This is a genomic window from Streptomyces sp. NPDC051582 (assembly GCF_040681715.1).
In the GTDB taxonomy this organism is placed as follows: domain Bacteria; phylum Actinomycetota; class Actinomycetes; order Streptomycetales; family Streptomycetaceae; genus Streptomyces.
The window spans coordinates 117,216-143,878 of record NZ_JBFAZJ010000002.1 but is presented as its reverse complement, the minus strand read 5'-3'; the positions used below and the strand labels follow the sequence as shown (position 1 = coordinate 143,878).

The 26,663-nt window shown below is 71.9% G+C and carries 22 protein-coding genes and 1 pseudogene; 18 read left to right on the top strand and 5 right to left on the bottom strand.

Annotated elements, in window-relative coordinates; genetic code table 11:
• Positions 1-26: 26 nt before the first annotated feature.
• Positions 27-814, top strand: a pseudogene (locus AB0M92_RS03735) (transposase); the annotation flags it as partial.
• Positions 815-839: 25 nt separating this feature from the next.
• On the opposite strand, the gene AB0M92_RS03730 reads toward AB0M92_RS03735, so the two are convergent.
• Positions 840-1,280: a phage tail protein gene (locus AB0M92_RS03730; RefSeq protein ID WP_366100453.1), complete on the bottom strand. Its 441-nt coding sequence runs from the start codon at positions 1,278-1,280 to the stop codon at positions 840-842.
• A gap of 187 nt (positions 1,281-1,467) precedes the next feature.
• On the opposite strand from AB0M92_RS03730, the gene AB0M92_RS03725 reads away from it, so the two are divergent.
• Positions 1,468-2,025, top strand: coding sequence for a hypothetical protein (locus AB0M92_RS03725; RefSeq protein ID WP_366100452.1), 558 nt, complete (start codon positions 1,468-1,470; stop codon positions 2,023-2,025).
• Between the two features lie 128 nt (positions 2,026-2,153).
• Here the strand turns inward: AB0M92_RS03725 and AB0M92_RS03720 are convergent, their stop codons facing one another.
• A complete protein-coding gene (locus tag AB0M92_RS03720) occupies positions 2,154-3,950 on the bottom strand; it encodes a phospholipid carrier-dependent glycosyltransferase (RefSeq protein ID WP_366100451.1) in 1,797 nt (598 codons plus the stop codon).
• Positions 3,951-4,132: 182 nt separating this feature from the next.
• Between AB0M92_RS03720 and rsmI the strand changes: the two genes are divergently transcribed.
• From rsmI to AB0M92_RS03655, 13 genes are all read left to right on the top strand, one after another.
• Positions 4,133-4,981 carry a 16S rRNA (cytidine(1402)-2'-O)-methyltransferase gene (gene rsmI / locus AB0M92_RS03715; RefSeq protein ID WP_366100795.1) on the top strand — a complete coding sequence of 283 codons (849 nt, stop codon included), beginning with the start codon at positions 4,133-4,135 and terminating at the stop codon, positions 4,979-4,981.
• Between the two features lie 275 nt (positions 4,982-5,256).
• Positions 5,257-5,646 carry a hypothetical protein gene (locus tag AB0M92_RS03710; protein ID WP_366100794.1) on the top strand — a complete coding sequence of 130 codons (390 nt, stop codon included), beginning with the start codon at positions 5,257-5,259 and terminating at the stop codon, positions 5,644-5,646.
• Positions 5,647-5,656: 10 nt separating this feature from the next.
• Entirely contained in the window at positions 5,657-6,532 is an 876-nt protein-coding gene (locus tag AB0M92_RS03705) for a TatD family hydrolase (protein ID WP_366100450.1), read from the top strand.
• Positions 6,533-6,655: 123 nt separating this feature from the next.
• On the top strand, positions 6,656-7,942 hold the full coding sequence (locus AB0M92_RS03700) for a ubiquitin-like domain-containing protein (protein WP_366100449.1): 1,287 nt from the start codon (positions 6,656-6,658) through the stop codon (positions 7,940-7,942).
• Between the two features lie 92 nt (positions 7,943-8,034).
• Positions 8,035-8,874, top strand: a complete 840-nt coding sequence (gene rsmA, locus AB0M92_RS03695) for a 16S rRNA (adenine(1518)-N(6)/adenine(1519)-N(6))-dimethyltransferase RsmA (RefSeq protein WP_366100793.1) — start codon at positions 8,035-8,037, stop codon at positions 8,872-8,874.
• Complete coding sequence (locus AB0M92_RS03690; RefSeq protein ID WP_366100448.1) at positions 8,871-9,785, top strand: 4-(cytidine 5'-diphospho)-2-C-methyl-D-erythritol kinase; 915 nt, start codon at positions 8,871-8,873, stop codon at positions 9,783-9,785. Before rsmA ends, AB0M92_RS03690 begins: the two co-directional genes overlap by 4 nt.
• Before the next feature lie 84 nt (positions 9,786-9,869).
• Positions 9,870-11,201: an acyltransferase gene (locus AB0M92_RS03685; RefSeq protein WP_366100447.1), complete on the top strand. Its 1,332-nt coding sequence runs from the start codon at positions 9,870-9,872 to the stop codon at positions 11,199-11,201.
• Between the two features lie 27 nt (positions 11,202-11,228).
• Positions 11,229-13,025: an ABC-F family ATP-binding cassette domain-containing protein gene (locus tag AB0M92_RS03680; protein WP_366100446.1), complete on the top strand. Its 1,797-nt coding sequence runs from the start codon at positions 11,229-11,231 to the stop codon at positions 13,023-13,025.
• 155 nt (positions 13,026-13,180) lie between these two features.
• The gene (locus AB0M92_RS03675; RefSeq protein ID WP_366100445.1) at positions 13,181-14,818 is read left to right on the top strand and encodes a PQQ-binding-like beta-propeller repeat protein; all 1,638 of its coding nucleotides are present in this window, start codon (positions 13,181-13,183) and stop codon (positions 14,816-14,818) included.
• A 47-nt stretch (positions 14,819-14,865) separates the two neighbouring features.
• The gene (locus AB0M92_RS03670) at positions 14,866-16,659 is read left to right on the top strand and encodes a PQQ-binding-like beta-propeller repeat protein (RefSeq protein WP_366100444.1); all 1,794 of its coding nucleotides are present in this window, start codon (positions 14,866-14,868) and stop codon (positions 16,657-16,659) included.
• A 144-nt stretch (positions 16,660-16,803) separates the two neighbouring features.
• Positions 16,804-17,502: a response regulator transcription factor gene (locus tag AB0M92_RS03665; RefSeq protein ID WP_366100443.1), complete on the top strand. Its 699-nt coding sequence runs from the start codon at positions 16,804-16,806 to the stop codon at positions 17,500-17,502.
• A 77-nt stretch (positions 17,503-17,579) separates the two neighbouring features.
• The gene (gene galE / locus AB0M92_RS03660; RefSeq protein ID WP_366100792.1) at positions 17,580-18,527 is read left to right on the top strand and encodes a UDP-glucose 4-epimerase GalE; all 948 of its coding nucleotides are present in this window, start codon (positions 17,580-17,582) and stop codon (positions 18,525-18,527) included.
• Positions 18,528-19,048: 521 nt separating this feature from the next.
• Entirely contained in the window at positions 19,049-19,813 is a 765-nt protein-coding gene (locus AB0M92_RS03655; RefSeq protein WP_366100442.1) for a response regulator transcription factor, read from the top strand.
• Here the strand turns inward: AB0M92_RS03655 and AB0M92_RS03650 are convergent.
• Positions 19,772-20,269: a MarR family transcriptional regulator gene (locus tag AB0M92_RS03650; RefSeq protein ID WP_099891746.1), complete on the bottom strand. Its 498-nt coding sequence runs from the start codon at positions 20,267-20,269 to the stop codon at positions 19,772-19,774. The genes AB0M92_RS03655 and AB0M92_RS03650 overlap by 42 nt on opposite strands.
• Positions 20,270-20,444: 175 nt before the next feature.
• Here AB0M92_RS03650 and AB0M92_RS03645 point away from each other — a divergent pair, with 175 nt between their 5' ends.
• Positions 20,445-21,302 (top strand): trans-aconitate 2-methyltransferase, encoded by an 858-nt coding sequence (locus AB0M92_RS03645; RefSeq protein ID WP_366100441.1) that lies wholly within the window; start codon positions 20,445-20,447, stop codon positions 21,300-21,302.
• Positions 21,303-21,307: 5 nt separating this feature from the next.
• Positions 21,308-21,670, top strand: coding sequence for a VOC family protein (locus tag AB0M92_RS03640; RefSeq protein ID WP_366100440.1), 363 nt, complete (start codon positions 21,308-21,310; stop codon positions 21,668-21,670).
• A 112-nt stretch (positions 21,671-21,782) separates the two neighbouring features.
• Here AB0M92_RS03640 and AB0M92_RS03635 read toward each other — a convergent pair whose 3' ends face one another.
• Positions 21,783-22,454: a TetR/AcrR family transcriptional regulator gene (locus tag AB0M92_RS03635; RefSeq protein ID WP_366100791.1), complete on the bottom strand. Its 672-nt coding sequence runs from the start codon at positions 22,452-22,454 to the stop codon at positions 21,783-21,785.
• Positions 22,454-23,440 (bottom strand): fatty acid desaturase, encoded by a 987-nt coding sequence (locus AB0M92_RS03630; RefSeq protein ID WP_366100439.1) that lies wholly within the window; start codon positions 23,438-23,440, stop codon positions 22,454-22,456. The genes AB0M92_RS03635 and AB0M92_RS03630 overlap by 1 nt, the downstream gene beginning before the upstream one ends.
• 468 nt (positions 23,441-23,908) lie before the next feature.
• On the opposite strand from AB0M92_RS03630, the gene ppc reads away from it, so the two are divergent.
• A complete protein-coding gene (gene ppc, locus AB0M92_RS03625) occupies positions 23,909-26,602 on the top strand; it encodes a phosphoenolpyruvate carboxylase (protein ID WP_366100790.1) in 2,694 nt (897 codons plus the stop codon).
• The last annotated feature ends 61 nt before the right edge of the window (positions 26,603-26,663 follow it).

Genomic DNA, 26,663 nt, shown 5'->3' with positions numbered 1-26,663 from the left:
TCTGGCCCGTGTAGATCGGCCAGAAGTGGCGTGATCTGCCCGAGCGGTTCGGGCCGTGGAAGACCGTCTATGAACGCCATCGGCTGTGGTCCGCGGACGGAACGTGGGAGCGACTGCTCCAGGAAGTCCAGGTCGCGGCTGATGCGGCGGGTGAGATCGACTGGGACATCTCCGTCGACTCCACCGTTGTCCGCGCTCACCAGCATGCGGCTGGTGCCCGTACCACCCCTCCGCCAGCACCGGCGCCAAAGGGGGGCGAGCAGGCAGAACACCAGGGCGAAACGCCCTGGCAGAGTCTCGTGGCCCGCTTGGTGGAGGTGGTGCTGGAGGTGAGAGCCTGGGCCGCTCGCGGGGTGGGCTCACCAGCAAGCTCCACCTGAGCGCGGACGGCCTCTGCCGTCCTCTGTCCCTGCTCATCACACCTGGTCAGCGGGCAGACTGCACACAGTTCGCAGCCGTGCTGGAGAAGATCCGAGTACCGCGGATCGGTCCGGGCAGGCCACGGCGGAAGCCCGACAGCCTGGCTGCCGACAAGGCGTACAGCAATGGTCCCTGCCGTGAGTACCTGCGACGGCAGGGTATCCCCCACGCCATTCCGGAGAAGAGTGACAGCCAGGCCGCCCGCCTGCGTAAAGGATCACGTGGCGGACGGCCGCCTGGCTTCGACAAGGACCGCTACAGGAAGCGCAACACTGTCGAGCGGGCGATCAACCTCTTGAAGCAGTCCCGCGCCGTCGCCACTCGTTATGACAAGAGGGCCTACGTCTTTCAGGGCTCCGTCGTCCTCGCCGCGATCCGGCTATGGCTTCGGGCGTGATCCCCCGGACAGAACTCCTGGGCTACTCAACGGTGATGTCTTCGTAGGCGAGCGTCACCTGTTCCGTGGCGGGACCGGATTCGGAGGCTTCCAAGGACGGTCCGTCCCAGCGGGACGCCCAGGCGTTGCTGAGGTGGATGCGGCGGACGGTCTGCTTCTTCGCGTCCTTCATAGCGATGGTGATGTTCTGGCGGGCCGAGTCGAGGTCGCCGTTGACCAGAGTGGCCTTGATCCAGTCGGTGAAGGCGGTGCTCTTGTCCGTGCCGCGGGTGATCGTGACCTCGCCGGCGCTGCGGGCCCCCGGCTGCCTGCGGACCAGGAGCTCCCCTACCGGAGAGACCTGCCGGACCTCCACCACATCCTGCTCCATCTGGAGTCCCGAGACGCTCTGGACGGTCTCCACCTGGAACTTGCCCAGCTCGATGGCAAAGGTGCTGCTGCTGAAGCTGTCACCGGTCAACACGATGAACCCCTCTTGCTGCTCGCGAGTCTGATAGCCGGCTGTCGGGATCCCTCCGGCCTGCTTACGCGGTCTAACGCCTCAGACCCAGAGCAGTTACATGATCGGCCGGACAGGTCCTAGGGGCGTGCAGGCTGCGGGCCTTGCTCGTTCGGCTGCGGAGCCCGCCTGCCGTCGGTTTGGATGCAGCATGGCTGAACAGGCGGTGGCGCTTATTAGCGCGGCAGGTGTGCTTGCTGGCGTGGCGTTAACAGGCACTTTTACGCTGCTGAAGGGGCGCCAGGAGCGCGTAGACAGGCAGTTGGATCGCGATGAGCAGCGTCTCGTCATGCATCGCGAGGCGCGTCGTGACGCTTATGCCCAGTTCCTGACCACCTATCACGAGGTCGATCGCAGGTTTGCCGAAGTCAAGAAGATCTTGCCAGCCTCGAATCCAGACGAGCCCGTTGCTTCCCAACTTCCAGCTGCTGAGGATGCGATCATCGCGCTCAAGGAGGCAGGATCCACGGTTTCTCTCGAAGGGCCTCCGGAGCTCAGTGAAGCTGCTAGTCGGCTCTGCTTGGCCTGCTTTGCACTCCTCCTAGCCTACGTCTCCTTGGGCGCAGCCCATCGCGGCGATTCGCGCAGGCTGTTTGCCTATGACTCTCCAGATCGGGATGAGGCAGAGGCAGAGGTGGATCAAGCCTATGCGGCCTTTCAGGGGGCGGCTCGAAGGGTTCTTGGAGGAGACGAACCGGGGTTGGGTTAGACACCAGGCTGGTAAAGGTCTGGGCCGTCTGTGGGCCGTCGAGAGGTGGCCCAGGATGGCCAGTGACCACCAACAACGACCCCGGACGGGCCCGGCACCAGGAGGTGCCGGGCCCGGTGTCGTGGCCGCTAGACCCAGGTGTCCAGCCACATGCGGCCGCGCCAGGAGTCCATCGGCAGGGTCTCGCCCGTGTAGATCGGCCAGAAGTAGATGAAGTTCCAGATGATGAGGAGGACCAGCACGCCCGCCGCGATCGCGCCCAGCGCGCGCCTTCGTTCCGTCGAGCCCGACGGGCCGAGCAGGGCGCCGATCATCATCGCCACCGCCAGGCACAGGTACGGGACGAAGACCACCGCGTAGAAGAAGAAGATGGTCCGCTCCTGGTAGTTGAACCAGGGCAGCAGACCCGCGCCCAGCGCGCACGCGATCGCGCCCGCCCGCCAGTCACGGCGGAAGAACCACCGCCACAGCACGTACAGCAGCGCGAAGCAGCCCGCCCACCACAGCAGCGGGGTGCCCAGGGCCAGCACCTCGCGGGCGCACTTGCCCGCCTCCGTCGCCGGGCAGCCGTCCGTCCCCGGGTCGGGGGACTCGTAGAAATAGGAGACGGGCCGGCCCAGGACCAGCCAGCTCCACGGGTTCGACTCGTACGTGTGCCCGGAGGTCAGCCCGACGTGGAACGCGTAGACCTCGGTCTCGTAGTGCCACAGGCTGCGCAGCCACTCCGGCAGGAACGACAGCGAACTGTGCTGGTCGTTCTTGGCCGCCCAGTCGCGGAAATAGCCGCCCTTGCCGTTGTCGGGGGACAGGATCCAGCCGGTCCACGAGGCCAGGTACACCGCGATTGCCACCGGCACCGTCGACAGGAAGCCCGGCAGCGCGTCGCGGCGCAGCATCGCCGCGTACGGGGCGCCGGCCCCCGCGGTGCGGCGCGCGGCCGCGTCCCACAGGACGGTCAGCACGCCGAAGAACGCCAGCACGATCAGGCCGTTCCACTTCGTGCCGAACGCCAGACCCAGGCAGACGCCCGCCAGGATCCGGTACGGGCGCCAGCCCAGGCGCAGCGTCTCGGCGACGGTGACGTCCGGCCGGGTGCGGCCCTCCTCGTCCACCGGGAGCGCGTCCGCGAGTCTGGCCCGGGCCTTGTCCCGGTCGATCAGCAGCGCCCCGAAAGCGGCCAGCACGAAGAACATCAGGACCAGGTCGAGGAGGGCCGTGCGGCTCATCACCAGGTGCAGGCCGTCCACCGCGAGCAGCGTGCCCGCCAGACAGCCCAGGAAGGTGGAGCGGAACAGCCGGCGCCCGATCCGGCACAGCATCAGCACCGACAGGGTGCCGAGCACGGCCGTCATGAACCGCCAGCCGAACGGTGTGAAGCCGAACATCCACTCGCCGAGCCCGATGACCCACTTGCCGACCGGGGGGTGCACGACGTAGCCGGGGTCCAGCGGGAGGGAGATCCCGTCGGGGTTGGCGAGGATCGACTTGTCGATGTCCTTGGGCCAGCTCGCCTCGTAGCCCTGCCGGATGGTCGCCCAGGCGTCCTTGGCGTAGTACGTCTCGTCGAATATCACCGCCTTCGGGCTGCCCAGGTGCACGAAGCGCAGCACCCCGGCCACCAGCGCCACCAGCAGCGGCCCCGCCCACGCCAGCACGCGCTGCCAGCCGGCCGACGCGGAGAGCGGGACCCCGAGCGCCGTCCACAGCTGCGCGGAGGGCCGGGCGTACGGGGGCACCAGGCGGGCGCGGACGTCCGGACTCGGGGCGGCCGCCCGCCCGGGGCCCCGGCGCCGGGCGTCGGCGGGCGGCACGTAGCCGAAGCTGCGCAGGCGGCGCAGCCAGGTGGACGGCTGGTCTGCGCGTCCCGCCGCAGGGGCGGGCGGGGCCCCCGCGGGGCTGGGCGGCGGCGTCGCGGTACTGGTCACCGGGTCATCGTAGGGAACGCGGCTGTGCGAACCCCAGTGCCGGGGGCCCTCGGTGCGTGTGCCGGGTGGGACGGATGACATGTGCCGGGCGGGACGGCTGAGAGGATGGACGGGTGACGACTGACCAGCCCACCGGCTCCGAAACCCCCTCCTCGACCTCCTCCTCCGCGGGTTCCGCGGGCGTGCTCGTGCTCGCCGGCACCCCGATCGGCGATCTCGCCGACGCGCCGCCGCGGCTCGCGGCCGAACTGGAGCGGGCCGACGTGATCGCCGCCGAGGACACCCGGCGGCTGCGCCGGCTCACGCAGGGGCTCGGCGTGCACACCACCGGGCGCGTCGTCTCGTACTTCGAGGGCAACGAATCGGCGCGCACCCCGGAGCTGGCCGAAGCGCTGGAGCAGGGCAAGCGGGTGCTGCTGGTGACCGACGCCGGCATGCCGTCCGTCTCCGACCCCGGCTACCGCCTGGTCGCCGCCGCCGTCGAGAAGGACATCAAGGTCACCGCCGTGCCCGGGCCGTCCGCGGTGCTCACCGCGCTCGCCCTGTCGGGGCTGCCGGTGGACCGCTTCTGCTTCGAGGGGTTCCTGCCGCGCAAGGCGGGCGAGCGCCTCGGGCGCCTGCGCGAGGTCGAGGGCGAGCGCCGCACGCTCGTCTACTTCGAGGCCCCGCACCGGCTCGACGACACCCTCGCCGCGATGGCCGAGGTCTTCGGCGCCGAGCGGCGGGCGGCGGTCTGCCGCGAACTGACCAAGACGTACGAGGAGGTCAAGCGCGGCGGGCTCGGCGAGCTGGCTGCCTGGGCCGCCGAGGGCGTGCGCGGCGAGATCACCGTCGTCGTGGAGGGCGCACCGGCGGCCCGGCCCGGCGATGTGGACGCCGAGGAGCTGGTGCGCAGGGTGCGGGTGCGCGAGGAGGCCGGGGAGCGTCGAAAAGAAGCCATCGCGGCCGTCGCGGCCGAAGCCGGAGTACCCAAGCGGGAGGTCTTCGACGCGGTCGTCGCGGCAAAGAATGCGGCTCAAAAGGTGCTGTAAGACGGTAAAGGGCTAACCTGAAAAGCAAAGCTCAGACCGCGCACCGGGCGCTTTGGGACATGAGTCGCCCAAAGGCCGTCCAACAGTAGACAGGGCCTGATGCGCTCCCGCCCGAAGAGGCGTCCACTGGCATTGGCACCAGTGGAACAAGAGGAGCTCGCATGAGTGAGATCGCAGACACCTCGGTACCCGTACCCGCGGCTGCAGTGGCCGTACCCGTCTCCGTGCCGAGGCCTGGTGTGCACACCGTGCACGAGGCGTACTCCTTCGCTTGCATGAAGTGCGGCTACGGCTGGGAGCAGGGCTACGAGATCGAGCACCACGTCGACGGCGTGGGCCAGCCCTTCATCATCTACACCGTCCAGGGCGAGCGGGTGCCCTCCCCGCTGTCGAACCCGACCTGCCACAACTGCGGCGGGCACGTGGTGCGGATCATGCGCGAAGGCCAGGTGTCCTCGGTGCTCGGCACGATCGACAAGCTCTACCACCACCGCATCTCGCCCGGGATCGCCGGCCCGGTGCCGGCCGGGGCGAACGTCCCGCGGGCCCCGAAGCAGCGCACGACCCCGCTGCACGACTCCCCCGGGCCCGTCCCGGCGGCCGACGAGGACTCCGGGCGCGGGAGCCTGCTCTCCCGGCTGATGAGGCTCTTCCGCCGGTCATAAGATCGGCTCCATGAGCACTGCCTCCAAGGACACCCCGCCGCCGCTGCCCGAACCCCTGCGGGTGGCGGTGGCGGACTCCCACACCCACCTGGACATGCAGCGGGGCACCGTCGAGGAGGGCCTCGCCAAGGCCGCCTCCGTCGGGGTGACCACCGTCGTCCAGGTCGGCTGCGACGTGAAGGGGTCCCGCTGGGCGGCCGAGACGGCGGCCGCGTACGACAACGTCCACGCGGCCGTCGCCCTTCACCCGAACGAAGCGCCCCGCATCGTGCTGGGGGACCCCGACGGCTGGTCGCGGCAGGGGGCGCGCGCCGGGGGCGGCGAGACCGCGCTCGACGAGGCGCTCGCCGAGATCGAGGACCTCGCGGGGCTCGCGCACGTCAAGGCCGTCGGCGAGACCGGACTCGACCATTTCCGCACCGGTCCCGACGGAATGGCCGCGCAGGAGCGCTCCTTCCGCGCCCACATCGAGATCGCCAAGCGCCGCGGCAAGGCCCTGGTCATCCACGACCGCGACGCCCACGCCGACGTCCTGCGCATCCTGCGCGAGGAGGGCGCGCCGGAACGGACCGTCTTCCACTGCTACTCCGGGGACGCCGAGATGGCCCGCGAATGCGCCGCCGCCGGCTACTACATGTCCTTCGCCGGGACCGTCACCTTCAAGAACGCGGCCCCGCTGCGCGAGGCCCTGGCCGTTGCCCCGCTGGAGCTCGTCCTCGTCGAGACGGACGCCCCCTACCTCACCCCCGCGCCGTACCGCGGACGGCCCAACGCCCCGTACCTCGTTCCGCTGACCGTACGGGCGATGGCGGCGGTGCGCGGGATCGACGAGGACGCGATGGCGACCGCCCTGGCGGCGAACACGGCCCGCGCCTTCGACTACTGAGCGCCCACCGCCTCCACCCCGGCCGACCGACACGCTGGGTAGCCGTACGACTTTGGTGAGTGACGGACGTCCGCTAGGGTGCCGTGCCCGAACCGATGGGGCCGGACCAGTGGAGCGAGCGTCGTGAGCGAGAGTCCTTTCACCGAGGTGTACGGGCACGAGGCCGTGGCCCCGGACCCCCAGCCCGCCGTGGTGCCCGCCCCGCGCACCGGGGACCGGCGGGCCGCACGGCGCCGCAAGGGTGCCGAGGCCGGCCCCGCGCTCGCCGCCCCCACCGGGCGCCGGCGCCGCAGCGCCCCCGCCGCCACGGCCGCGGGCCCGGGCAACTGGCGGCGGATCGTCCCGCAGGCGCTGGTCGTCGCCTTCCTGGCCGGCGGCACCACGGCCTTCGTCGCCGCCGACAAGTCCGTACGGCTCACCGTCGACGGGGAGCCCCGGACCCTGCACACCTTCGCCGACGACGTCGACGAGCTCCTCGCCGCCGAAGGCCTCGGCGTCGGCCCCCACGACCTCGTCGCCCCCGCGCGCACCGAGGCCCTCGACGACGGCGACGAGATCGTCGTCCGCTACGGCCGTCCCTTGCGCCTGACCCTCGACGGGCAGAGCCGTCAGGTGTGGACCACCGCCGGCACCGTCGAGGGGGCCCTGCGCCAATTCGGCGTCCGCGTCGAGGGCGCCTACCTCTCCGCCCCGCGCACCGCCCCCGTGCCACGGGCCGGCCTCGCCCTCGCCGTCCGCACCGAACGCAGCGTCACCTTCATGGCGGACGGCCGCGAGAGCACCATCCGCACCAACGCCGCCACCGTCCAAGAAGCCCTCGGCCAGGCCGGGATCACCCTCCAGGGCCAGGACACCACCTCCGTCCCGCCCGCCTCCTTCCCGCGCGACGGCCAGACCGTCACCGTGCTCCGCATCACCGGCACCCGCGAGGTCCGCGAGGAGCGCGTCCCGTACGCGATCGAGAAGACCGACGACGACTCCCTGTTCGCCGGCACCGAGGTCGTCGAGCGGGCGGGCCGGCCCGGCGCGCGCCGCGTCACGTACGTCCTGCGCACCGTCAACGGGGTGCGGCAAAAGCCCCGCAAGGTCGCCGAGGAGACCGTCCGCGACCCCGTCACCCAGCTCGTCAGGGTCGGCACGAGGCCGCTGCCGACCTCCGTCGCGGGGGCCGACGGCCTCGACTGGGGGGCGCTGGCCCAGTGCGAGTCCGGTGGCCGCCCCGCCGCCACCGACGCCTCGGGCACGTACGGCGGCCTGTACCAGTTCGACGTCCGCACCTGGCAGAGCCTCGGCGGCTCCGGCCGCCCCCAGGACGCCCCGGGCTCGGAACAGACGTACCGGGCGAAGAAGCTCTACGTACAAAGGGGCGCGACCCCGTGGCCCCACTGCGGCCGTAGGCTTTACCGGTGAGCACCGCAGAGCAGCAGCCCGAGAGCACGACCAGCAGTACGACCGGCAGCACGACCGCCGCCGCATCCGACGCCCTCCTCGGACCGGCGGACATCCGCGAGCTGGCCGCCGTACTCGGCGTACGGCCGACGAAGCAGAAGGGCCAGAACTTCGTCATCGACGCCAACACGGTGCGCCGCATCGTGCGCACCGCCGAGGTGCGGCCCGACGACGTCGTCGTCGAGGTCGGGCCGGGGCTGGGCTCGCTGACGCTCGCGCTGCTGGAGGCCGCCGACCGGGTCACCGCCGTCGAGATCGACGACGTCCTGGCCGCGGCGCTGCCCGCCACCATCGAGGCGCGGATGCCGCAGCGCAAGGACCGCTTCGCGCTGGTGCACTCCGACGCGATGCTGGTGGAGGAGCTGCCGGGGCCGGCGCCGACCGCGCTGGTCGCGAACCTGCCCTACAACGTGGCCGTGCCGGTGCTGCTGACCATGCTGGACCGGTTCCCGACCATCGAGCGCACGCTGGTCATGGTGCAGGCGGAGGTCGCCGACCGGCTGGCCGCCGAGCCGGGCAACAAGGTCTACGGGGTGCCTTCCGTCAAGGCCAACTGGTACGCGCACGTCAAGCGCGCCGGGTCCATCGGCCGCAAGGTGTTCTGGCCCGCGCCGAACGTGGACTCCGGACTGGTCTCGCTGGTGCGGCGGGCCGAGCCGATCAAGACGACCGCCACGAAGGCCGAGGTCTTCGCCGTCGTGGACGCCGCCTTCGCGCAGCGCCGCAAGACGCTGCGGGCCGCGCTGTCCGGCTGGGCCGGCTCGGCGGCGGGCGCCGAGCAGGCGCTGGTGGCCGCCGGGGTCTCCCCGCAGGCGCGCGGCGAGTCGCTGACGGTGGAGCAGTTCGCGGCGATCGCCGAGCACAAGCCGGCGGCGGAGAGGCCCGCGCTGTGAGCCCCCGCCCGAAGAAGAGCGTGACCGTACGGGTCCCCGCGAAGGTCAACGTGCAGCTGGCGGTGGGCGCGGCCCGGCCCGACGGCTTCCACGACCTGGCCAACGTCTTCCTCGCGGTGTCCCTGTACGACGAGGTGACGGTCACCCCGGCCGAGACCCTGACGGTCACCTGCGCCGGCCCGGACGCCGACCAGGTCCCGCTGGACCGTACGAACCTGGCGGCGCGGGCGGCCGAGATCCTGGCGGCCCGGGGCGGCCGCTCCGACGCCGTCCACCTGCACATCGCGAAGAACATCCCCGTCGCCGGCGGCATGGCGGGCGGCAGCGCCGACGGCGCCGGCGCGCTGCTGGCCTGCGACGCCCTGTGGGGCCTGGACACGCCGCGCGCCCAGCTCCTGGCGATCTGCGCGGAACTCGGCAGCGACGTGCCCTTCAGCCTGGTCGGCGGGGCGGCGCTGGGCACCGGACGCGGGGAGCTCCTGACCCCGGTCGAGGCGGGCCCCTTCCACTGGGTGTTCGCCGTGGCCGACGGCGGACTGTCGACGCCCGCGGTGTTCCGCGAGTTCGACCGCCTCGCCGAGGACCGGACCATCGCGGCCCCCGAGGCCTCGCCGGCGCTGCTCGCGGCCCTCGCCTCGGGCGACCCGGACGCCCTCGCCGCGACCCTGGCCAACGACCTCCAGCCGGCGGCGCTGTCGCTGCGCCCGCAGCTGGCCGCGACGCTGGAGGCCGGCACCTCGGCCGGCGCCCTGGCCACGCTGGTCTCCGGCTCCGGCCCGACGACGGCCTTCCTGGTCCGCGACCCGGAATCCGCCCTCAAGGTCGCCGCCGCCCTCGAAGCGAGCGGCACCTGCCGCACGACCCGTACGGCCACCAGCCCGGCCCCGGGGGCCACGGTCCTGTCCTCCTGAGGCGGCTTGCGTACGCAGGTACCCAGGGCGAAGTGAGTACCAGCGCTCTGTTCCCGCCCGGCCCCCGGGCGGGAACGTGCACCCATGGGATACGCCGCGCACACCGCCAAGGACCTCGCCGAGGCCACCCCCGGCAGCCGGGACCGCTACGTCGACCTGTTGCGGGTCGCCTCGCTCGGGACCGTGCTGCTCGGGCACTGGCTGATGGCCGCCGTCAGCAGTGAGGGCATAGGGAACCTGCTCGCCCTCGTCCCCGCGCTCCAAGTGCTCACCTGGGGCCTGCAGATCATGCCGGTGTTCTTCTTCGTCGGCGGGTTCTCGCACGCCCTGTCGTACCGGTCCCTGGCCCGGCGGGCCGACGGGCGGCCCGTCTACGCCGCCTTCCTGCGCGCCCGGCTCCAGCGACTGCTGCGGCCCACCCTCGTCTTCGTCCTCGTCTGGACCGCCGGGGCGCTCGCCGTCCAGCTCGCCGGCGGCGGGGAGGGGAAGCTGACCGGGGCCGCCCTGCGGCTGGTCACCCAGCCGCTGTGGTTCATCGGGATCTACCTCGCCATGGTCGCCTTCACCCCGCCGCTGCTCAGGCTCCACCGGCGGTGGGGCTGGGGGGCCTTCGCCGCGCTGGCCGCGGCCGCGGCCGCCGTCGACGTACTGCGCTTCGCGCTCGCCGTCCCGTACGTGGAGTTCCTGAACTTCGCCCTCGTCTGGCTCGCCGTCCACCAGCTCGGCTTCCTGCGCGCCGACGGGCGGATCACCCGCCCCGCGCTGCTCGCCGCCGCCGGGCTGGCCGGCGCGGTGCTGCTCGTCGCGTACGGCTCGTACCCGCTGTCCATGGTCGGGATGCCGGGCGAGAAGGTGTCCAACATGGCCCCGCCCACCCTCGCGCTGCTGGCGCACGGGACGTGGCTCGTCGGAGCCGTGGAGCTGCTCAGGAAGCCCGCCGCCGCGCTGCTCGCCCGCCCCCGGGTCTGGCGCCCGGTGGTCGCCGCCAACGGGATCGCCATGACCGCGTTCCTCTGGCACCTCACCGCCATGCTCGCCGTCTACGCCGCCCAGCTCGGCCTCGGCCTGCGCCTGCCCGAGCCGGCCACCGCCGCCTGGTGGGCGCAGGTCCCCGTCCGGCTGCTCGCGGCCGCCGCGCTGACCGGCGTACTCGTCGCCGTCTTCCGCCGCTTCGAGGCCCCCGGCCGCGGCGGCGCCGAGCCCGGATCCGGGCCCCGCGCCGCCCTCGGGATCACCCTGTGCCTGCTCGGGATCCTCGGCCTGTCCATGACCGGGCTCGGCGGACTGCTGGAGGGCCACAGCGCCACCCTCATCGCCCTTCCGGTCACCGCGCCCGCCGCCATCGGCATGGCTCTGGGAGGCTGGCTCCTGGTGGAGCGCTCGGCGTCGGCTCGGAGGGTTAGGCTGAGGGGCTGATCCACACCCTTCCCTGGAGCGCGTCTGATGGCCGTCAATCTGGTCAATGTCGAGGCAGTCGGCAAGGTGTACGGAACCCGTGCCCTGCTCGACGGCATCTCCCTCGGCGTGTCCGAGGGAGACCGGATCGGTGTCGTGGGCCGCAACGGCGACGGCAAGACCACCCTCATCCGCATGCTCGCCAAGCTGGAGGAGCCCGACACCGGCCGGGTCACCCAGAGCGGCGGCCTGCGCATGGGCGTCCTCACCCAGCACGACTCCCTCGACCCCGCGGCGACCATCCGCCACGAGATCATCCGGGACATGGCCGACCACGAGTGGGCCGGCAACTCCAAGATCCGCGACGTGCTCACCGGACTCTTCGGCGGCCTCGACCTCCCCGGCTTCGGCCAGGGACTCGACACCGTCATCGGCCCGCTCTCCGGCGGCGAGCGCCGCCGCATCGCGCTCGCCAAGCTGCTCATCGCCGACCAGGACCTCCTCGTCCTCGACGAGCCCACCAACCACCTCGACGTCGAGGGCATCTCCTGGCTGGCCAAGCACCTCCAGGAGCGCCGCTCGGCGCTCGTCTGCGTCACCCACGACCGCTGGTTCCTCGACCAGGTCTGCACCCGCATGTGGGACGTCCAGCGCGGCTCCGTCTTCGAGTACGAGGGCGGCTACAGCGACTACGTCTTCGCCCGCGCCGAGCGCGAGCGCATCGCCGCCACCGAGGAGTCCAAGCGGCAGAACCTGATGCGCAAGGAGCTGGCCTGGCTGCGCCGCGGCGCCCCCGCCCGGACCTCCAAGCCGCGCTACCGCATCGAGGCGGCCAACGAGCTCATCGCCGACGTGCCGCCGCCGCGCGACAAGTCCGAGCTGATGCGCTTCGCCAACGCCCGCCTGGGCAAGACCGTGTTCGACCTGGAGAACGTCAGCGTCCAGGCCGGACCGAAGGTCCTGCTCAAGCACCTCACCTGGCACCTGGGCCCCGGCGACCGCATCGGCCTCGTCGGCGTCAACGGCGCGGGCAAGACCTCGCTGCTGCGGGCGCTCGCGGAGGCGGCCCGTACGCAGGGCGACGTCCAGCCGGTCGCCGGGACCGTCACCGTCGGCAAGACGGTCAAGCTGGCCTACCTCTCCCAGGAGGTCGGCGAACTCGACCCGTCCCTGCGGGTCCTGGAGGCGGTGCAGCGCGTGCGCGACCGCGTCGACCTCGGCAAGGGCCGCGAGATGACGGCCGGTCAGCTCTGCGAGCAGTTCGGCTTCACCAAGGAGAAGCAGTGGACGCCCGTCGGCGACCTGTCGGGTGGTGAGCGGCGCCGGCTGCAGATCCTGCGCCTGCTGATGGACGAGCCCAACGTGCTCTTCCTCGACGAGCCCACCAACGACCTCGACATCGAGACCCTCACCCAGCTGGAGGACCTCCTCGACGGCTGGCCCGGCTCGATGATCGTCATCTCCCACGACCGGTTCTTCATCGAGCGCACCACCGACACGGTGATGGCGCTGCTGGGCGACGCGAGCCTGCGGATGCTGCCGCGCGGCCTGGACGAGTACCTGGAGCGCCGGCAGAAGATGATCGAGGCGGCCGCCCCGGCGCCCGCCCCGGCCGCCGCCAAGTCGAGCGCCTCCGGTGACTCGCGCGCCGCGAAGAAGGAGCTCCAGAAGATCGAGCGGCAGCTCAACAAGATGTCCGACCGCGAGTCGAACCTGCACGCCCAGATCGCCGAGAACGCCACCGATTTCGACAAGGTCGCCAAGCTCGACGCGGAACTGCGCGAACTCATCTCTGAGCGCGACGAATTGGAGATGCGCTGGCTGGAGCTGGCCGAGGAGGCCTAGATTCCGCCGGCGGCGGGCGTCGCCCGACCCGATAACGGCGTTGTCACGGGCCGGTCCTCCCTTGGGAACAGGGGCTGGACCGGCCCGATGTAAAAGCGCCGTCAGTGATACAAAGGTCATCCCCCTACGCCACCCGACGCCGAAGGTATGCGCTGATGACCGAGCCGCCCCAGCCGCCGAACCAGCCGCCCCCGCCTTCCGGTTACGGTCACCTGCCCGGCCCGCCGCAGCCCGGCTACGGGTACCCGCAGCAGGGTGACAACCCGTACGCGCAGCAGCCCCCCACGCAGCCCATGCAGCAGCCCGCGCCCCAGCAGGGCTACTTCCCGCCGCCCCCCGGCATGCCCACCGCCGGCCCGTACCAGGCGCCGGGCACGCCGCAGCCGCCCAAGAAGAAGACGGCCGTCATCATCGCCGCGGCCGTCGCCGGCGTGCTCGTCCTCGGCACCGGCGGCTACTTCGCCTTCCGCGACGGCGGCACGGACCCGAAGCCGCCCGTCGCGCAGGGCTCCACCCCCGCCGACGCCAAGCCCTCCGCCACCGTGGACAACGGCGACGGCAGCGGCAACGGCGGCAACGCGACCGAGGACCTCAACGCCGGCCGCAAGCAGGGCGAGGACAAGACCCTCTGGCTCAAGACCGCCAAGATCGACGGTCCCGGCCTCGGCGTGGACTCCGGCGGCCAGTGGATCGTCGGCGACACCGTCGTCAAGAGCGTGTGGAAGAACCTCACCGCGTACGGGATCGCCGATGGCAAGGAGAAGTGGACGCTCGCCCTCCCCACTCCCATCTGCTCCGTCACCAAGCAGACCACCGCCGAGAGCAAGACCGTCGTCATGTTCAAGGACGGCGAAGGCGACTCCGCCACCTGCAGCCAGATGAAGCAGGTCGACCTCAAGACGGGCAAGGAAGGCTGGACGAAGGAGGTCCCCAAGGAGGGCCTCTTCGACATCATGACCAGCCCCAGCCTGGGGATCACCGGCGACACCGTCGCCGTCAGCCGCGGCGGCACCGCCAGCGCCTTCAAGGTCAGCACCGGCGACAAGCTGTTCGGCAGCGCCACCGCCGAGGGCTGCAAGCCCGACGCGTACGTGGCGAACAAGGGCAAGATGATCGCCATCGCGACCTGCTACGACGACGACCTCTCCAGCGAGGTCTCCGACGCCGACCCGGTCACCGGCAAGAAGACCTGGACCTTCAAGCTGCCCGCCAAGTACAAGGTCGGCGCCGTCTACTCGCTCGACCCGCTCGTCCTCGACATCGGCAACCAGGACAAGAAGGAACGCGCCATCGTGGTCCTCGGACCCGACGGCAAGCAGCGCGCCACCGTGAGCGGCGAGGGCAGCTTCGCCACCGAGTGCACCAACGGCCTCTTCCGCTCCGTCGAGATCTGCTCCACCACCGCCGTGGACGCGGGCACCCTCTACATGCCGACCGTCGCCGAGTCCGGCAAGGCCAACGAGATCGTCGCCTTCGACCTGGGCACCGGCAAGGCCAAGTGGCGCACCCCCGCCGGGGACGGCCGCACCATCGTCCCGTTGAGCGCCGCGAACGGCCAGCTGATCGCCTACCGCAAGGCCACCTCCGACCAGGGCGGCGAGGTCCTCTCGATCCCCGCCGCCGGCGGCACGCCCACCGCGCTGCTGCGCAACCCGTCGGGACCCTCCGCCCCGATCGAGAACTCCTTCTTCACCCCGATCGTCGACTACGCGGACGGCAGGCTCTTCGTCTCCCAGTCCCGTCTTCTCGCCAAGGGCACCCCCGAGAAGCTCCTGATGGTCTTCGGCAAATGACGCGCAGCGAGTCCACCGAGCCGCCCACCGAGAGGCAGTAGCAAGCGATGAGTACCCCGCCGCCCCCCCAGCAGCCGCCCGCCGGTGGCTTCGGAGCGCCGCAGGAGCCCGCACCCGGGGGCTTCGGCGCGCCGCCGCCGGTGCCGCCCGCTCCGCAGGGCGCCCCGCAGCCGCCGCCCATGCCGCCGGCCCCGCCGCAGCAGCCGCCCGTACCGGCGGGCCCGCCGACCGCGCCCGCCGGGCCGGGCGCAGCGCCGCAGGAGCAGCCGGCGTACGGCTACCCCCAACAGGGGTACGGCTACCCGCAGCAGCAGCCCCCCGCCGGGGCCGGAGCCCCGACGGCCTACGGCGCGCCCACGGCCCCCATGTACGCGGCCCGGCCCCCGGCCCCGGCCGGCCCGGGCGGCGGCAACGACAAGCGCACCCAGCTGATGATCGTCGGCGCGGCCCTGCTGGCCATCGTCCTGATCATCGCGGGCGGCTTCTGGTACGTCTCCGGCGACGACGGCGGCTACGGCGGCCAGCCCGCCCCGAAGACCAGCACCGGCGGTGACAAGCCCGCCTCAGGCACCCCCGGTTCGGAGAAGGTGCCCGCCAACACCAAGTCGAAGCCGCTGTTCAACCAGCCCAGCCCGACCCCGGAAGACGTCGTCACGGTCGCGGGCTCCTGGATCACCGACTCCACCTACGTCAAGTCGGACGTGGCGAAGGTCGTCGGCTACAACACCGTCGACGGCGGCAAGAAGTGGGAGGTTCCCCTCCCGGGCGAACTCTGCGCCGCCACCCAGCACGTCAGCGACAACAAGACGGCCGTCGTCTTCCGGCCCACCAAGCCCACGCCCGACAACAAGTACCCCGCGTGCACCGAGGTCGGCGTCATCGACCTGGCCGCCGGAAAGCTCCTGTGGTCCGGCAACGCCAAGGGCGCCACCACCGGCGACAAGCCCGCCTCCTACTACGAGGTCACCATCAGCGGCCAGACCGTCGCCGCGGGCGGCACCAGCGGCGGCGCCGCCTGGAACCTGGCCGACGGCAAGTCCCTGTGGACGCCCAAGGTCGACGGCGAGGGCTGCTACGACAGCGGCTACGCCGGCGGCGAGGCCCTCGGCGTGATCCGCAAGTGCGGCAGCGGCGACAACCAGACCCTGTACGCGCAGACGCTGGATCCGGCCACCGGTGCCCAGCTGTCCTCGTACAAGCTCTCCCCTGGCATCCAGTGGGCGTCCATCGTCTCCACCAAGCCCCTCATCGTCGGCGCCGACGTCGGCAAGACCGCCAAGAACGCCTCCGGCGTCAGCGACCTCTTCGTCGTCGACCCCAAGGGCGAGCTGAAGGCGCGCATCTCGCTCGCCTCCGGCACCTTCGGCGGCAAGTGCGGCGGCACCGAGGTCGAGAAGTGCGCCGGCTTCGTGGTCGGCAACGGCAAGATCTACCTGCCCTCGATCGAGCACCAGGGCTCGGCGGAGGCCGGCCGCACCAACGAGCTGCTCTCCTTCGACCTGGAGACCGGCAAGCAGACCACCGACCGCGCCGACGCGGGCGAGCGGTACACCATGTTCCCGCTCCGCATGGACGGGCCGAACATCATCGCGTACAAGGAGCCCCCGTACGACAAGGGCGGCCAGGTCGTCAGCATCGACGGTACGACGATGAAGGAGACCGTCCTCATGGAGAACCCGGCGGAGAAGACCAGCCGCACCGCCGAGACCGGCTTCTCGCCCGACTACTCCGAATACCGCTACCACAACGGCAAGCTCTTCATCTCCCGGACGATGGCCCGCAAGCCCTACTCCGACAAGGGCGACCCCGAGTACCTGTTCGTCTCCTTCACCGCCAGCTGATACCCGGCCGATCGCGGCCGCACCGCGCAGCGGGCACGAGCCCCCGGAAGGTCCGCCTTCCGGGGGCTTCTGCGCGGTATCCGCCGCGCACCGTCGAACAAGCGTGTAGCTTGCCGGGTCAGAAGGGTCGGGGGTGGGTGCGCGATGGGCGTACGGGTCATGGTGCTCGACGAGCACCGGCTGCTGGCCGAGGCGCTGGCCTCGGCCCTCAAACTGCGCGGGCACCGGGTGCTGGCCGCGGCCGCCCCGGCCGCGGGCGCCGCCGAGCTGGTCATCAGCCGGGCGCCGGAGGTCTGCCTGCTGGGCACCGCGACCCCCGCCGAGCCGGGGGTCTTCGAGCCGGTCGCCCGGATCAAGCGGGAACGGCCGCAGATCGCCGTCGTCGTCCTCGGCCCGGTGCCGAGCCCCCGCGGGATCGCGGCCGCCTTCGCCGCCGGCGCCTCGGGGTACGTGCGCCACGACGAGCGGATCGAAGGGGTGGAGCGGGCGCTGGCCAAAGCCCGGGCGGGGGAGGTGGCGATCTCCCCGCAGCTGCTCCAGGGCGCCTTCGCCGAGCTCCTCAACCCCGCCGCCCAGCCCGACGACGAGGGCAGCCGGCTGCTTCGGCTGCTCACCCCGCGCGAGGTGGAGGTGCTGGTCCGGGTGGCCGAGGGCGAGGACACCCGGCTCATCGCGGCGGGCATGGAGATCGCGCCGAGCACCGCCCGTACGCACGTGCAGCGCGTGCTGATGAAGCTGGGCGTGGGCTCCCGGCTGGAGGCGGCCGCGCTGGCCGCCCGCACCGGTCTGCTGGACCGGGCGGGACTGCCGTCGGCGGCCGTCGATTTCCCCGGAGGCCCGTAATCCGGTAAGCCAGTGACCGGCATGTGCACGCGCCCGCGTGCAATCCCCCGCGAGAAGGCAGTGGACGAGTGAAATACATGGTCACCGGCGGCGCCGGATACGTCGGCAGCGTCGTCGCGGCGCACCTCCTGGAGGCCGGTCACGAGGTCACCGTCCTCGACGACCTGTCCACCGGCTTCCGCGAGGGCGTCCCGGCGGGCGCCGCCTTCGTCGAGGGCCGGATCCAGGACGCCGAGCGCCACCTGGACGCCTCCTACGACGCGGTGCTGCACTTCGCGGCGTCCTCGCAGGTGGGCGAGTCGGTCGCCAACCCGGGCAAGTACTGGGAGAACAACGTCGGCGGCACGCTCGCCCTGCTGGCCGCGATGCGCTCGCACGGCGTGCGCAAGCTGGTGTTCTCCTCCACCGCCGCCACCTACGGCGAGCCCACCGAGGGCCTGCTCACCGAGGACTCGGTCACCAAGCCCACCAACCCGTACGGCGCCACCAAGCTGGCCGTCGACCACATGATCACCGGAGAGTGCGCGGCGCACGGCGTCGCCGCGGTCTCGCTGCGCTACTTCAACGTGGCCGGCGCGTACGGGGAGTTCGGCGAGCGGCACGACCCCGAGACCCACCTGATCCCGCTGGTGCTCCAGGTCGCCCTGGGCGAGCGGGAGTCGATCTCGGTGTTCGGCGAGGACTACCCGACCCCGGACGGCACCTGCGTACGCGACTACATCCACGTCGCGGACCTGGCCGAGGCCCACCTGGCAGCCCTGGAGGCCGCCACCGCGGGCGAGCACCTCATCTGCAACCTCGGCAACGGCAACGGATTCTCCGTCCGCGAGGTCGTCGAGACGGTCCGCAAGGTCACGGGCGCGGAGATCGCGGAGGTCGTCGCCCCGCGCCGGGCCGGAGACCCGGCGGTGCTCGTCGCCTCCGCGCGCACGGCCCACGAGCGGCTCGGCTGGACCCCGGCCCGCTCGGACCTCACCGGCATCATCACGGACGCCTGGAACTTCACCCGCAAGCACCGCTCCTGACCCGACGCCCCGCCTTCACCCGCGCCCCCCGCACCCGACGGTGCGGGGGGCGCGGTGCGTACGGCGCGGCACGGGGAGCGGCGCGGTACGGGAGCGGCGTGCGCGGGGAGCGCGCGGGGGCGGGCCGCGCCGGGGGAGGGCGCGGTGCGCGGGCGCCCGGCGTGCACACGCCGGGTGAAATGCCCTCTGCGCAACTGCCCGCGGCACGGGCCCGCCGGAAACCGTCTTCCAGACCGTCTGTATGGTCGAATTCAAGCCACCGCAAACCTGGTTCACGCCTGCCCAGCCGGAAAATCCCTCGGAAAACTTCTGCTATTCGGCCAACCGTGAGCGGCACCCCGTTCTACGCTGATGCGTAATACCGGTGGGGGCCGGTGTTGATTCAGGGGTCGAGACATGCCGGGTACGGCGTCCGGTCCGGGGTAGTGCAGAGATGTCTCGGCGGCGGCCGCGGCAGCTGCGGATCACCCGGTCCGGGCGCCGTGCCCGCAGTCGTCCGTTCCCCGACCCTTGGGGGTTTTGTGGTTCGCATCCGGGTTCTCGTGGTCGACGATCACCGCATCTTCGCCGAATCGCTCGCAGCCGCGCTCGCGGCCGAGCCCGACGTGGACGTGTCCGCGGCCGGCAGCGGTCCCGCCGCGCTGCGCTGCCTCGAACGCGCGGTGGCCGAGGGCCGCCGTTTCGACGTCCTGCTCGTCGACGCCGATCTCGGCGCCGCCGCCGGGTCCGTGCCCGCCCAGCGCGAATCGGGCTCCGGGCCACCGCCCGGCGCCGACGGGATCGCGCTCGTCGCCGGGGTGCGGGTGTCCCATCCCGGGGTCCGCACCGTCGTGCTCGCCGAGCGCGACGATCCGCGCCGGGCCGCGCACGCCCTCCAGGCGGGGGCCTCCGGCTGGGTGGCGAAGGACTGCTCGCTCTCGCGGCTGCTGTCGGTCATCCGCGGGGTCCTGCGCGAGGAGACCCACCTGCCGCCCGCGCTGCTCACCGGGGTGCTGCGGGAACTGACCGCCGCGCGCAAGCACCGCACGGACAGCGAACGGCTCGTCGAGTCCCTCACGCCGCGCGAGCACGAGGTGCTGCGCTGCATGGTGGCGGGGCTGGGCCGCAAGGACGTGGCGGCGCGGCTGTTCCTGTCGCCGCACACCGTCCGCACGCACATGCAGAACGTGCTGGGCAAGCTCGGGGTGCACTCCACGCTCGCGGCGGTGGCCCTGGCCCGGCGGGCGGGCGTACGGCCGGCGGACCTAGCCGGGGATGTTGTCGAACGGAGCGGTCAACTGGCGTAGCAGCCCCGCGAGATCGCCGCGCTGGGCCTGGGAGAGCTGGGCGAGGATCGCCCTCTCCTGGGCCAGCAGGCCGGCCAGGGCCTCGTCGGCGCGGTCGCGCCCCTCCGGGGTGAGGCGCACGAGCACCCCCCGCCGGTCGTTGGGGTCGGGCAGCCGCTCGACGAGGCCCTTCTTCGCGAGCCGGTCGATGCGGTTGGTCATGGTGCCCGAGGTGACCAGGGTCTGCGTCAGGAGCTGGCCGGGGGAGAGCTGGTAGGGCGCGCCGGCGCGGCGCAGCGACGTCAGGACGTCGAACTCCCAAGGCTCCAGGCCGTGCTCGGAGAAGGCGAGCCTGCGGGCGCGGTCGAGGTGCCGGGCGAGCCTGCTGACGCGGCTCAGCACTTCGAGCGGTTCCACGTCGAGGTCAGGGCGCTCCCGCCGCCATGCCGCGACCAATCGGTCGACCTCGTCCTCCATGCCGATCAGTGTAAGGGGTCTGTCGATGTGAAGTCTCTTCAAATCGAGGATCTCGGATATAGATATCTTGATGTCATGAGTCTTGACGTCGAGATATATTTTGGGCGACGATGGGCATGGAGGGGGCCGGAACCGCTTCCGCTTCCGTCCGCCCCGCCAGTAGGGAGGCTCGAACATGCATTCCGATACCGCGTCGGCAAGGATCCCCGCACCCTCCGCCCACGCCGCGCCCACCTGGGACCCCCAGCAGTACCTCCGCCACGCAGGACACCGAACCCGGCCCTTCCTCGACCTCCTGAACCGGATACCCGAGCTGCCCTCCAGGCCCGCCCGCATCGCCGACCTCGGCTGCGGCCCCGGCAACGTCACCGCGCTCCTCGCCGAACGCTGGCCCGAAGCCCGCGTCACCGGCTTCGACCTCTCCCCGGAGATGCTCCGCCGCGCCACCGACGAGTACGCGGGACCCACCTCGGGCGGCGGCAGCCTCGAATTCCGCCACGGCGACCTCGCGCACTGGCTCCCCGAGGAGCCCTACGACCTGATCGTCTCCAACGCGGCCCTCCAGTGGGTCCCCAGCCACCCGGGCTCCTTCGCCGCCTGGATCAACGGACTGCGCCCCGGCGGCACCTTCGCCTTCCAGATCCCCGCCAACTTCACCGCCCCCAGCCACGCGCTGCTCGCCCGGCTCTGCGACACCCCGCGCTGGCGCAGCCGCCTCGCCGGCCACGGCGCCCGCTACACCCACCTCCTCGAACCCGGCGAGTACCTGGACCGGTTCGTCGAGCTCGGCTGCACCGTCGACACCTGGGACACCACGTACCACCAGCTCCTCACCGGCACCGACCCGGTGCTCGACTGGGTCAAGGGCACCGCCCTGCGGCCCGTGCTGACCGCCCTCGGGGACGACCGGACGGCGGTGGAGGCCTTCCTCGCCGAATACCGCGACCTGCTGCGCGAGGCCTACCCGCCCGGCCCGCGCGGCACCGTCTTCCCGTTCCGCCGCATCTTCGCCGTCGCCCGCAAGGAGCTCTGACCGCCGTGCTGAGCGCAGTCGACCACGTCCAACTCGCAGCGCCGCCGGGCTCGGAGGACCGGCTCCGCGCGTACTACACCCACGTACTCGGCATGACCGAGATCCCCAAGCCGCCCGTCCTCGCCGCCCGCGGCGGCTGCTGGTTCGCCGCCGGGCCCGTACAGCTGCACCTGGGCGTCGAAGCGGACTTCCGGCCCGCCCGCAAGGCCCACCCGGGGCTGCGGGTCACGGGGATCGAGGCGTACGCGGAGAGACTGGCGGAGCGCGGCGCCGAGGTCGTCTGGGACGACGACCTTCCCGGACACCGCCGCTTCTACTCCGAGGACCCCGTGGGCAACCGGCTGGAGTTCCTCGAACCGCAGGCCTGAGCTCCCGAGGCAGCGGTGCCGCGCGACGGCGCCCCGCCACCGGAGATCCGGTGACGGGGCGCCGTCGCGCGGTGCGTGCCCGCCGTGCGTTCGTGGTGCGTGGCCTTACGGCTCAGTTCTTGCGGTGGCCGATCAGCCGCGGCTTCGACTCCAGCCCGTCCAGCCCGTGCCAGGCCAGGTTCACCAGATGCGCCGCGACCTCCGCCTTCTTCGGCCGGCGCACGTCCAGCCACCACTGCCCGGTCAGCGCGACCATCCCGACCAGCGCCTGCGCGTACAGCGGGGCCAGCTTCGGGTCGAACCCGCGCGCCTTGAACTCCAGCCCCAGGATGTCCTCGACCTGCGTGGCGATGTCGCTGATCAGCGAGGCGAACGTACCCGTCGACTGGGCGACCGGAGAGTCCCGGACCAGGATGCGGAAACCGTCCGTGTACGACTCGATGTAGTCGAGCAGCGCGAACGCCGCCTGCTCCAGCAGCTCCCGCGGGTGCCCGGCCGTCAGCGCGCCCGTCACCCCGTCCAGCAGCTGGCGCATCTCCCGGTCCACGACGACCGCGTACAGGCCCTCCTTGCCCCCGAAGTGCTCGTACACCACCGGCTTGGAGACTCCGGCCTTCGCCGCGATCTCCTCCACCGACGTGCCTTCGAAGCCCTTCTCCGCGAACAGGGTGCGGCCGATGTCCAGCAGCTGCTGACGCCGTTCGGCGCCCGTCATCCGGACCCGGCGGCCACGCCGGGGCTTGTCACTGCTGGAACTGCTGCCGTCGATCGCCACGTCCCCCATCATGCCGCGTTCGACGCGTTTTCCCTGCGCCGGGCGTCGATGCGGTCCCTGGACGGCCAGCGCACGTCCGTGGCCCAGCCCGCCAGCTCGAACCAGCGGATCAGCCGGGCGCTGGAGTCCACCTGGCCGCGCAGCACGCCGTGGCGGGCCGACGTCGGATCCGCGTGGTGCAGGTTGTGCCAGGACTCCCCGCACGAGAGCACCGCCAGCCACCACACGTTGCCCGAGCGGTCCCGGGACTTGAACGGACGCTTGCCCACCGCGTGGCAGATCGAGTTGATCGACCACGTCACGTGGTGCAGCAGCGCGACCCGCACCAGCGAGCCCCAGAAGAACGCCGTGAACGCACCCCACCACGACATCGTCACCAGACCGCCGACCAGCGGCGGGATCGCCAGCGACACGATCGTCCACAGGACGAAGTCACGCGAGATCCGCCGGATCGCCGGGTCCTTGATCAGATCCGGGGCGTACTTCTGCTGATTGGTCTGCTCCTCGTCGAAGAGCCACCCGATGTGCGCCCACCACAACCCCTTCATCAGGGCCGGAACGGTCTCGCCGAACCGCCACGGCGAATGCGGGTCCCCGTCGTGATCGGAGAACTTGTGGTGCTTGCGGTGGTCCGCCACCCAGCGCACCAGCGGACCCTCCACCGCCATCGAACCCATCACGGCCAACACGATCCGCAGCGGGCGCTTCGCCTTGAAGGAACCGTGCGTGAAGTACCGGTGGAAGCCGATGGTGATCCCGTGGCAGGCCAGGAAGTACATGAACACCATCAGGCCCAGATCCAGCCAGCTCACCCCCCAGCCCCAGGCCAGCGGGACCACCGCCAGCAGCGCCAGGAAGGGAACGACGATGAACAGCAGCAGGGCGATCTGTTCGACGGACCGCTTGTTCTCGCCTCCGAGGGTCGCGGAGGGCGCGGGGGTATCGGAATCGGAGGCCGCCGAGGCGCCCTCGATCAGCTCGGGACTGGTGGTCATGAGGGTCCCCTGGGGGGTGAGTAATCGGTGGGGCGCCCGTGGCGCCCATCCAGGCTACGGATCCGTAACCTACGGCAACGTAAGTATGGCAAAGCCGGAGCCCGGGGCAAGAGGAGCACGACCGGGCCCGAGGCGCTCTCAAGGGCGCTCGCAGCGGGCCGCGCGCCGCCTGGTGAGACGTTTAGCGAGGCACGAGGCCCGGACACCTATCCTGGTGTCGTCGGACAGCGCGGTCCGCACGGGCAGCCGAGCTGCGCACCAGGTGGGGGACACCCCCCGGCCCCCTCCCGGCGACAGCCGGGAACGGAGTCCGGGCCCATCCCCCGCGCACCCCGGAGCCCACCTCCCAGTAGCGCTCGAACACTGCAAGGAGCCGCACCTGTGAGCAGTGCTGACCAGGCCTCCTCCACCCCGGCCAAGGCCCCGGCCAAGGCCCCGGCCACCGCCGTCGCCGCCGCCAACGCGGAGCTGCGGGCGGACATCCGCCGCCTAGGCGACCTCCTCGGCGAGACCCTCGTCCGCCAGGAAGGCCAAGAACTCCTCGACCTCGTCGAACAAGTACGCGCCCTGACGCGCACCGACGGCATCGCTGCCGCCGCACTGCTCGGCGACACCGACCTGGAGACCGCCGCCAAGCTCGTACGGGCCTTCTCCACCTACTTCCACCTCGCCAACGTCACCGAACAGGTGCACCGCGGCAAGGAACTGCGCGCCCACCGCGCCGCCGAGGGCGGGCTCCTCGCCCGCACCGCCGACATGCTCAAGGACGCCGACCCCGAGCACCTGCGCGAGACGGTCAAGAACCTCAACGTCCGCCCCGTCTTCACGGCGCACCCCACCGAAGCGGCCCGCCGCAGCGTCCTCAACAAGCTGCGCCGCATCGCGGCCCTCCTGGAGGAGCCCGTCGCCGGCGCCGGCGAACGCCGCCGCCACGACCTGCGCCTCGCCGAGAACATCGACCTCGTCTGGCAGACCGACGAGCTGCGCGTCGTACGGCCCGAACCCGCCGACGAGGCCCGCAACGCCATCTACTACCTCGACGAGCTGCACGCCGGCGCGGTCGGCGACGTACTCGAAGACCTCGCCGCCGAGCTCCAGCGCGTCGGCGTGGAGATCCCCGCCGGCACCCGCCCGCTCACCTTCGGCACCTGGATCGGCGGCGACCGCGACGGCAACCCCAACGTCACCCCCGACGTCACCCGCGACGTACTGATCCTCCAGCACGAGCACGGCATCACCGACGCCCTCGAACTCGTCGACTTCCTGCGCGGACTGCTGTCGAACTCCATCCGCTACACCGGCGCCACCGAGGAACTCCTCTCCTCCCTCCAGGCCGACCTCGAACGCCTCCCCGAGATCAGCCCGCGCTACAAGCGGCTGAACGCCGAGGAGCCGTACCGCCTCAAGGCCACCTGCATCCGCCAGAAGCTCGTCAACACCCGCGAGCGCCTCGCCAAGGGCACCCCCCACGAGGAAGGCCGCGACTACCTCGGCACCGCCGAGCTCCTCACCGACCTCACCCTCATCCAGACCTCCCTGCGCGAACACCGCGGCGCCCTCTTCGCCGACGGCCGCATGGACCGCACCATCCGCACACTGGCCGCCTTCGGCCTCCAGCTCGCCACCATGGACGTCCGCGAACACGCCGACGCCCACCACCACGCGCTGGGCCAGCTCTTCGACCGGCTCGGCGAGGAGTCCTGGCGCTACGCCGACATGCCGCGCGACTACCGGCAGAAGCTCCTCGCCAAGGAACTGCGCTCGCGCCGCCCGCTGGCCCCCACCCCGGCACCCCTCGACGCCGCCGGCCACAAGACCCTCGGCGTCTTCTTCGCCATCAAGGACGCCTTCGAGAAGTTCGGCCCCGAGGTCATCGAGTCGTACATCATCTCGATGTGCCAGGGCGCCGACGACGTCTTCGCCGCCGCCGTCCTCGCCCGCGAGGCCGGCCTCGTCGACCTCCACGCCGGCTGGGCCAAGATCGGCATCGTCCCGCTCCTGGAGACCACCGACGAGCTCAAGGCCGCCGACGTCATCCTCGACGCCATGCTCGCCGACCCCTCCTACCGGCGCCTCGTCTCCCTGCGCGGCGACGTCCAGGAGGTCATGCTCGGCTACTCCGACTCCTCCAAGTTCGGCGGCATCACCACCAGCCAGTGGGAGATCCACCGCGCCCAGCGCCGACTGCGCGACGTCGCCCACCGCTACGGCGTGCGGCTGCGCCTCTTCCACGGGCGCGGCGGCACCGTCGGCCGCGGCGGCGGCCCCTCCCACGACGCGATCCTCGCCCAGCCCTGGGGCACCCTCGAAGGCGAGATCAAGGTCACCGAGCAGGGCGAGGTCATCTCCGACAAGTACCTCGTCCCGTCACTGGCCCGCGAGAACCTGGAGCTGACCGTCGCGGCCACCCTCCAGGCCTCCGCCCTGCACACCGCCCCCCGGCAGTCCGAGGACGACCTCGCCCGCTGGGACGCGGCCATGGACACCGTCTCGGACGCCGCGCACACCGCCTACCGCGAACTCGTCGAGGACCCGGACCTGCCGGCGTACTTCTTCGCCGCCACCCCCGTCGACCAGCTCGCCGACCTCCACCTGGGCTCCCGCCCCTCCCGGCGCCCCGACTCGGGCGCGGGCCTCGACGGACTGCGCGCCATCCCGTGGGTCTTCGGCTGGACCCAGTCCCGCCAGATCGTCCCCGGCTGGTACGGGGTGGGCTCGGGCCTGAAGGCCCTGCGCGAGGCCGGCCAGGGCGACGCCCTCGCCGAGATGGGCACGCGCTGGCACTTCTTCCGCAACTTCCTGTCCAACGTCGAGATGACACTGGCCAAGACCGACCTGCGGATCGCCCGCCACTACGTCGACACCCTCGTACCCGCAGACCTCAAGCACGTCTACGCCCGCATCGAGGCCGAACACGAGCTCACCGTCCGCGAGGTCCTGCGCATCACGGGCGGCCAGAAGCTCCTGGACTCCAACCCGGTCCTCCAGCAGACCTTCGCCGTCCGCGACGCCTACCTGGACCCGATCTCCTACCTCCAGGTCTCCCTGCTGGCCCGCCAGCGCGAGGCCGCCGCCCGCGGCGAAGACCCGGACCCGCTGCTCGCCCGAGCCCTGCTGCTCACGGTCAACGGCGTGGCCGCGGGCCTGCGCAACACCGGCTGACCCCACCACGTACGAAGGCCCCCGCCATCCGGACCGGACGGCGGGGGCCTTCGTGCACCGG

What these genes read in the sequence shown, in the direction of transcription:
- AB0M92_RS03680 (WP_366100446.1), top strand. Translation starts at nt 11,229, where the DNA reads ATGGCCGTCAATCTGGTCAATGTCGAGGCAGTCGGCAAGGTGTACGGA.
- AB0M92_RS03685 (WP_366100447.1), top strand. Translation starts at nt 9,870, where the DNA reads ATGGGATACGCCGCGCACACCGCCAAGGACCTCGCCGAGGCCACCCCC.
- AB0M92_RS03665 (WP_366100443.1), top strand. Translation starts at nt 16,804, where the DNA reads ATGGGCGTACGGGTCATGGTGCTCGACGAGCACCGGCTGCTGGCCGAG.
- galE (WP_366100792.1), top strand. Translation starts at nt 17,580, where the DNA reads ATGGTCACCGGCGGCGCCGGATACGTCGGCAGCGTCGTCGCGGCGCAC.
- AB0M92_RS03650 (WP_099891746.1), bottom strand. Translation starts at nt 20,269, where the DNA reads ATGGAGGACGAGGTCGACCGATTGGTCGCGGCATGGCGGCGGGAGCGC.
- AB0M92_RS03710 (WP_366100794.1), top strand. Translation starts at nt 5,257, where the DNA reads ATGAAGTGCGGCTACGGCTGGGAGCAGGGCTACGAGATCGAGCACCAC.
- AB0M92_RS03705 (WP_366100450.1), top strand. Translation starts at nt 5,657, where the DNA reads ATGAGCACTGCCTCCAAGGACACCCCGCCGCCGCTGCCCGAACCCCTG.
- AB0M92_RS03725 (WP_366100452.1), top strand. Translation starts at nt 1,468, where the DNA reads ATGGCTGAACAGGCGGTGGCGCTTATTAGCGCGGCAGGTGTGCTTGCT.
- AB0M92_RS03675 (WP_366100445.1), top strand. Translation starts at nt 13,181, where the DNA reads ATGACCGAGCCGCCCCAGCCGCCGAACCAGCCGCCCCCGCCTTCCGGT.
- AB0M92_RS03645 (WP_366100441.1), top strand. Translation starts at nt 20,445, where the DNA reads ATGCATTCCGATACCGCGTCGGCAAGGATCCCCGCACCCTCCGCCCAC.
- AB0M92_RS03635 (WP_366100791.1), bottom strand. Translation starts at nt 22,454, where the DNA reads ATGGGGGACGTGGCGATCGACGGCAGCAGTTCCAGCAGTGACAAGCCC.
- AB0M92_RS03670 (WP_366100444.1), top strand. Translation starts at nt 14,866, where the DNA reads ATGAGTACCCCGCCGCCCCCCCAGCAGCCGCCCGCCGGTGGCTTCGGA.
- AB0M92_RS03630 (WP_366100439.1), bottom strand. Translation starts at nt 23,440, where the DNA reads ATGACCACCAGTCCCGAGCTGATCGAGGGCGCCTCGGCGGCCTCCGAT.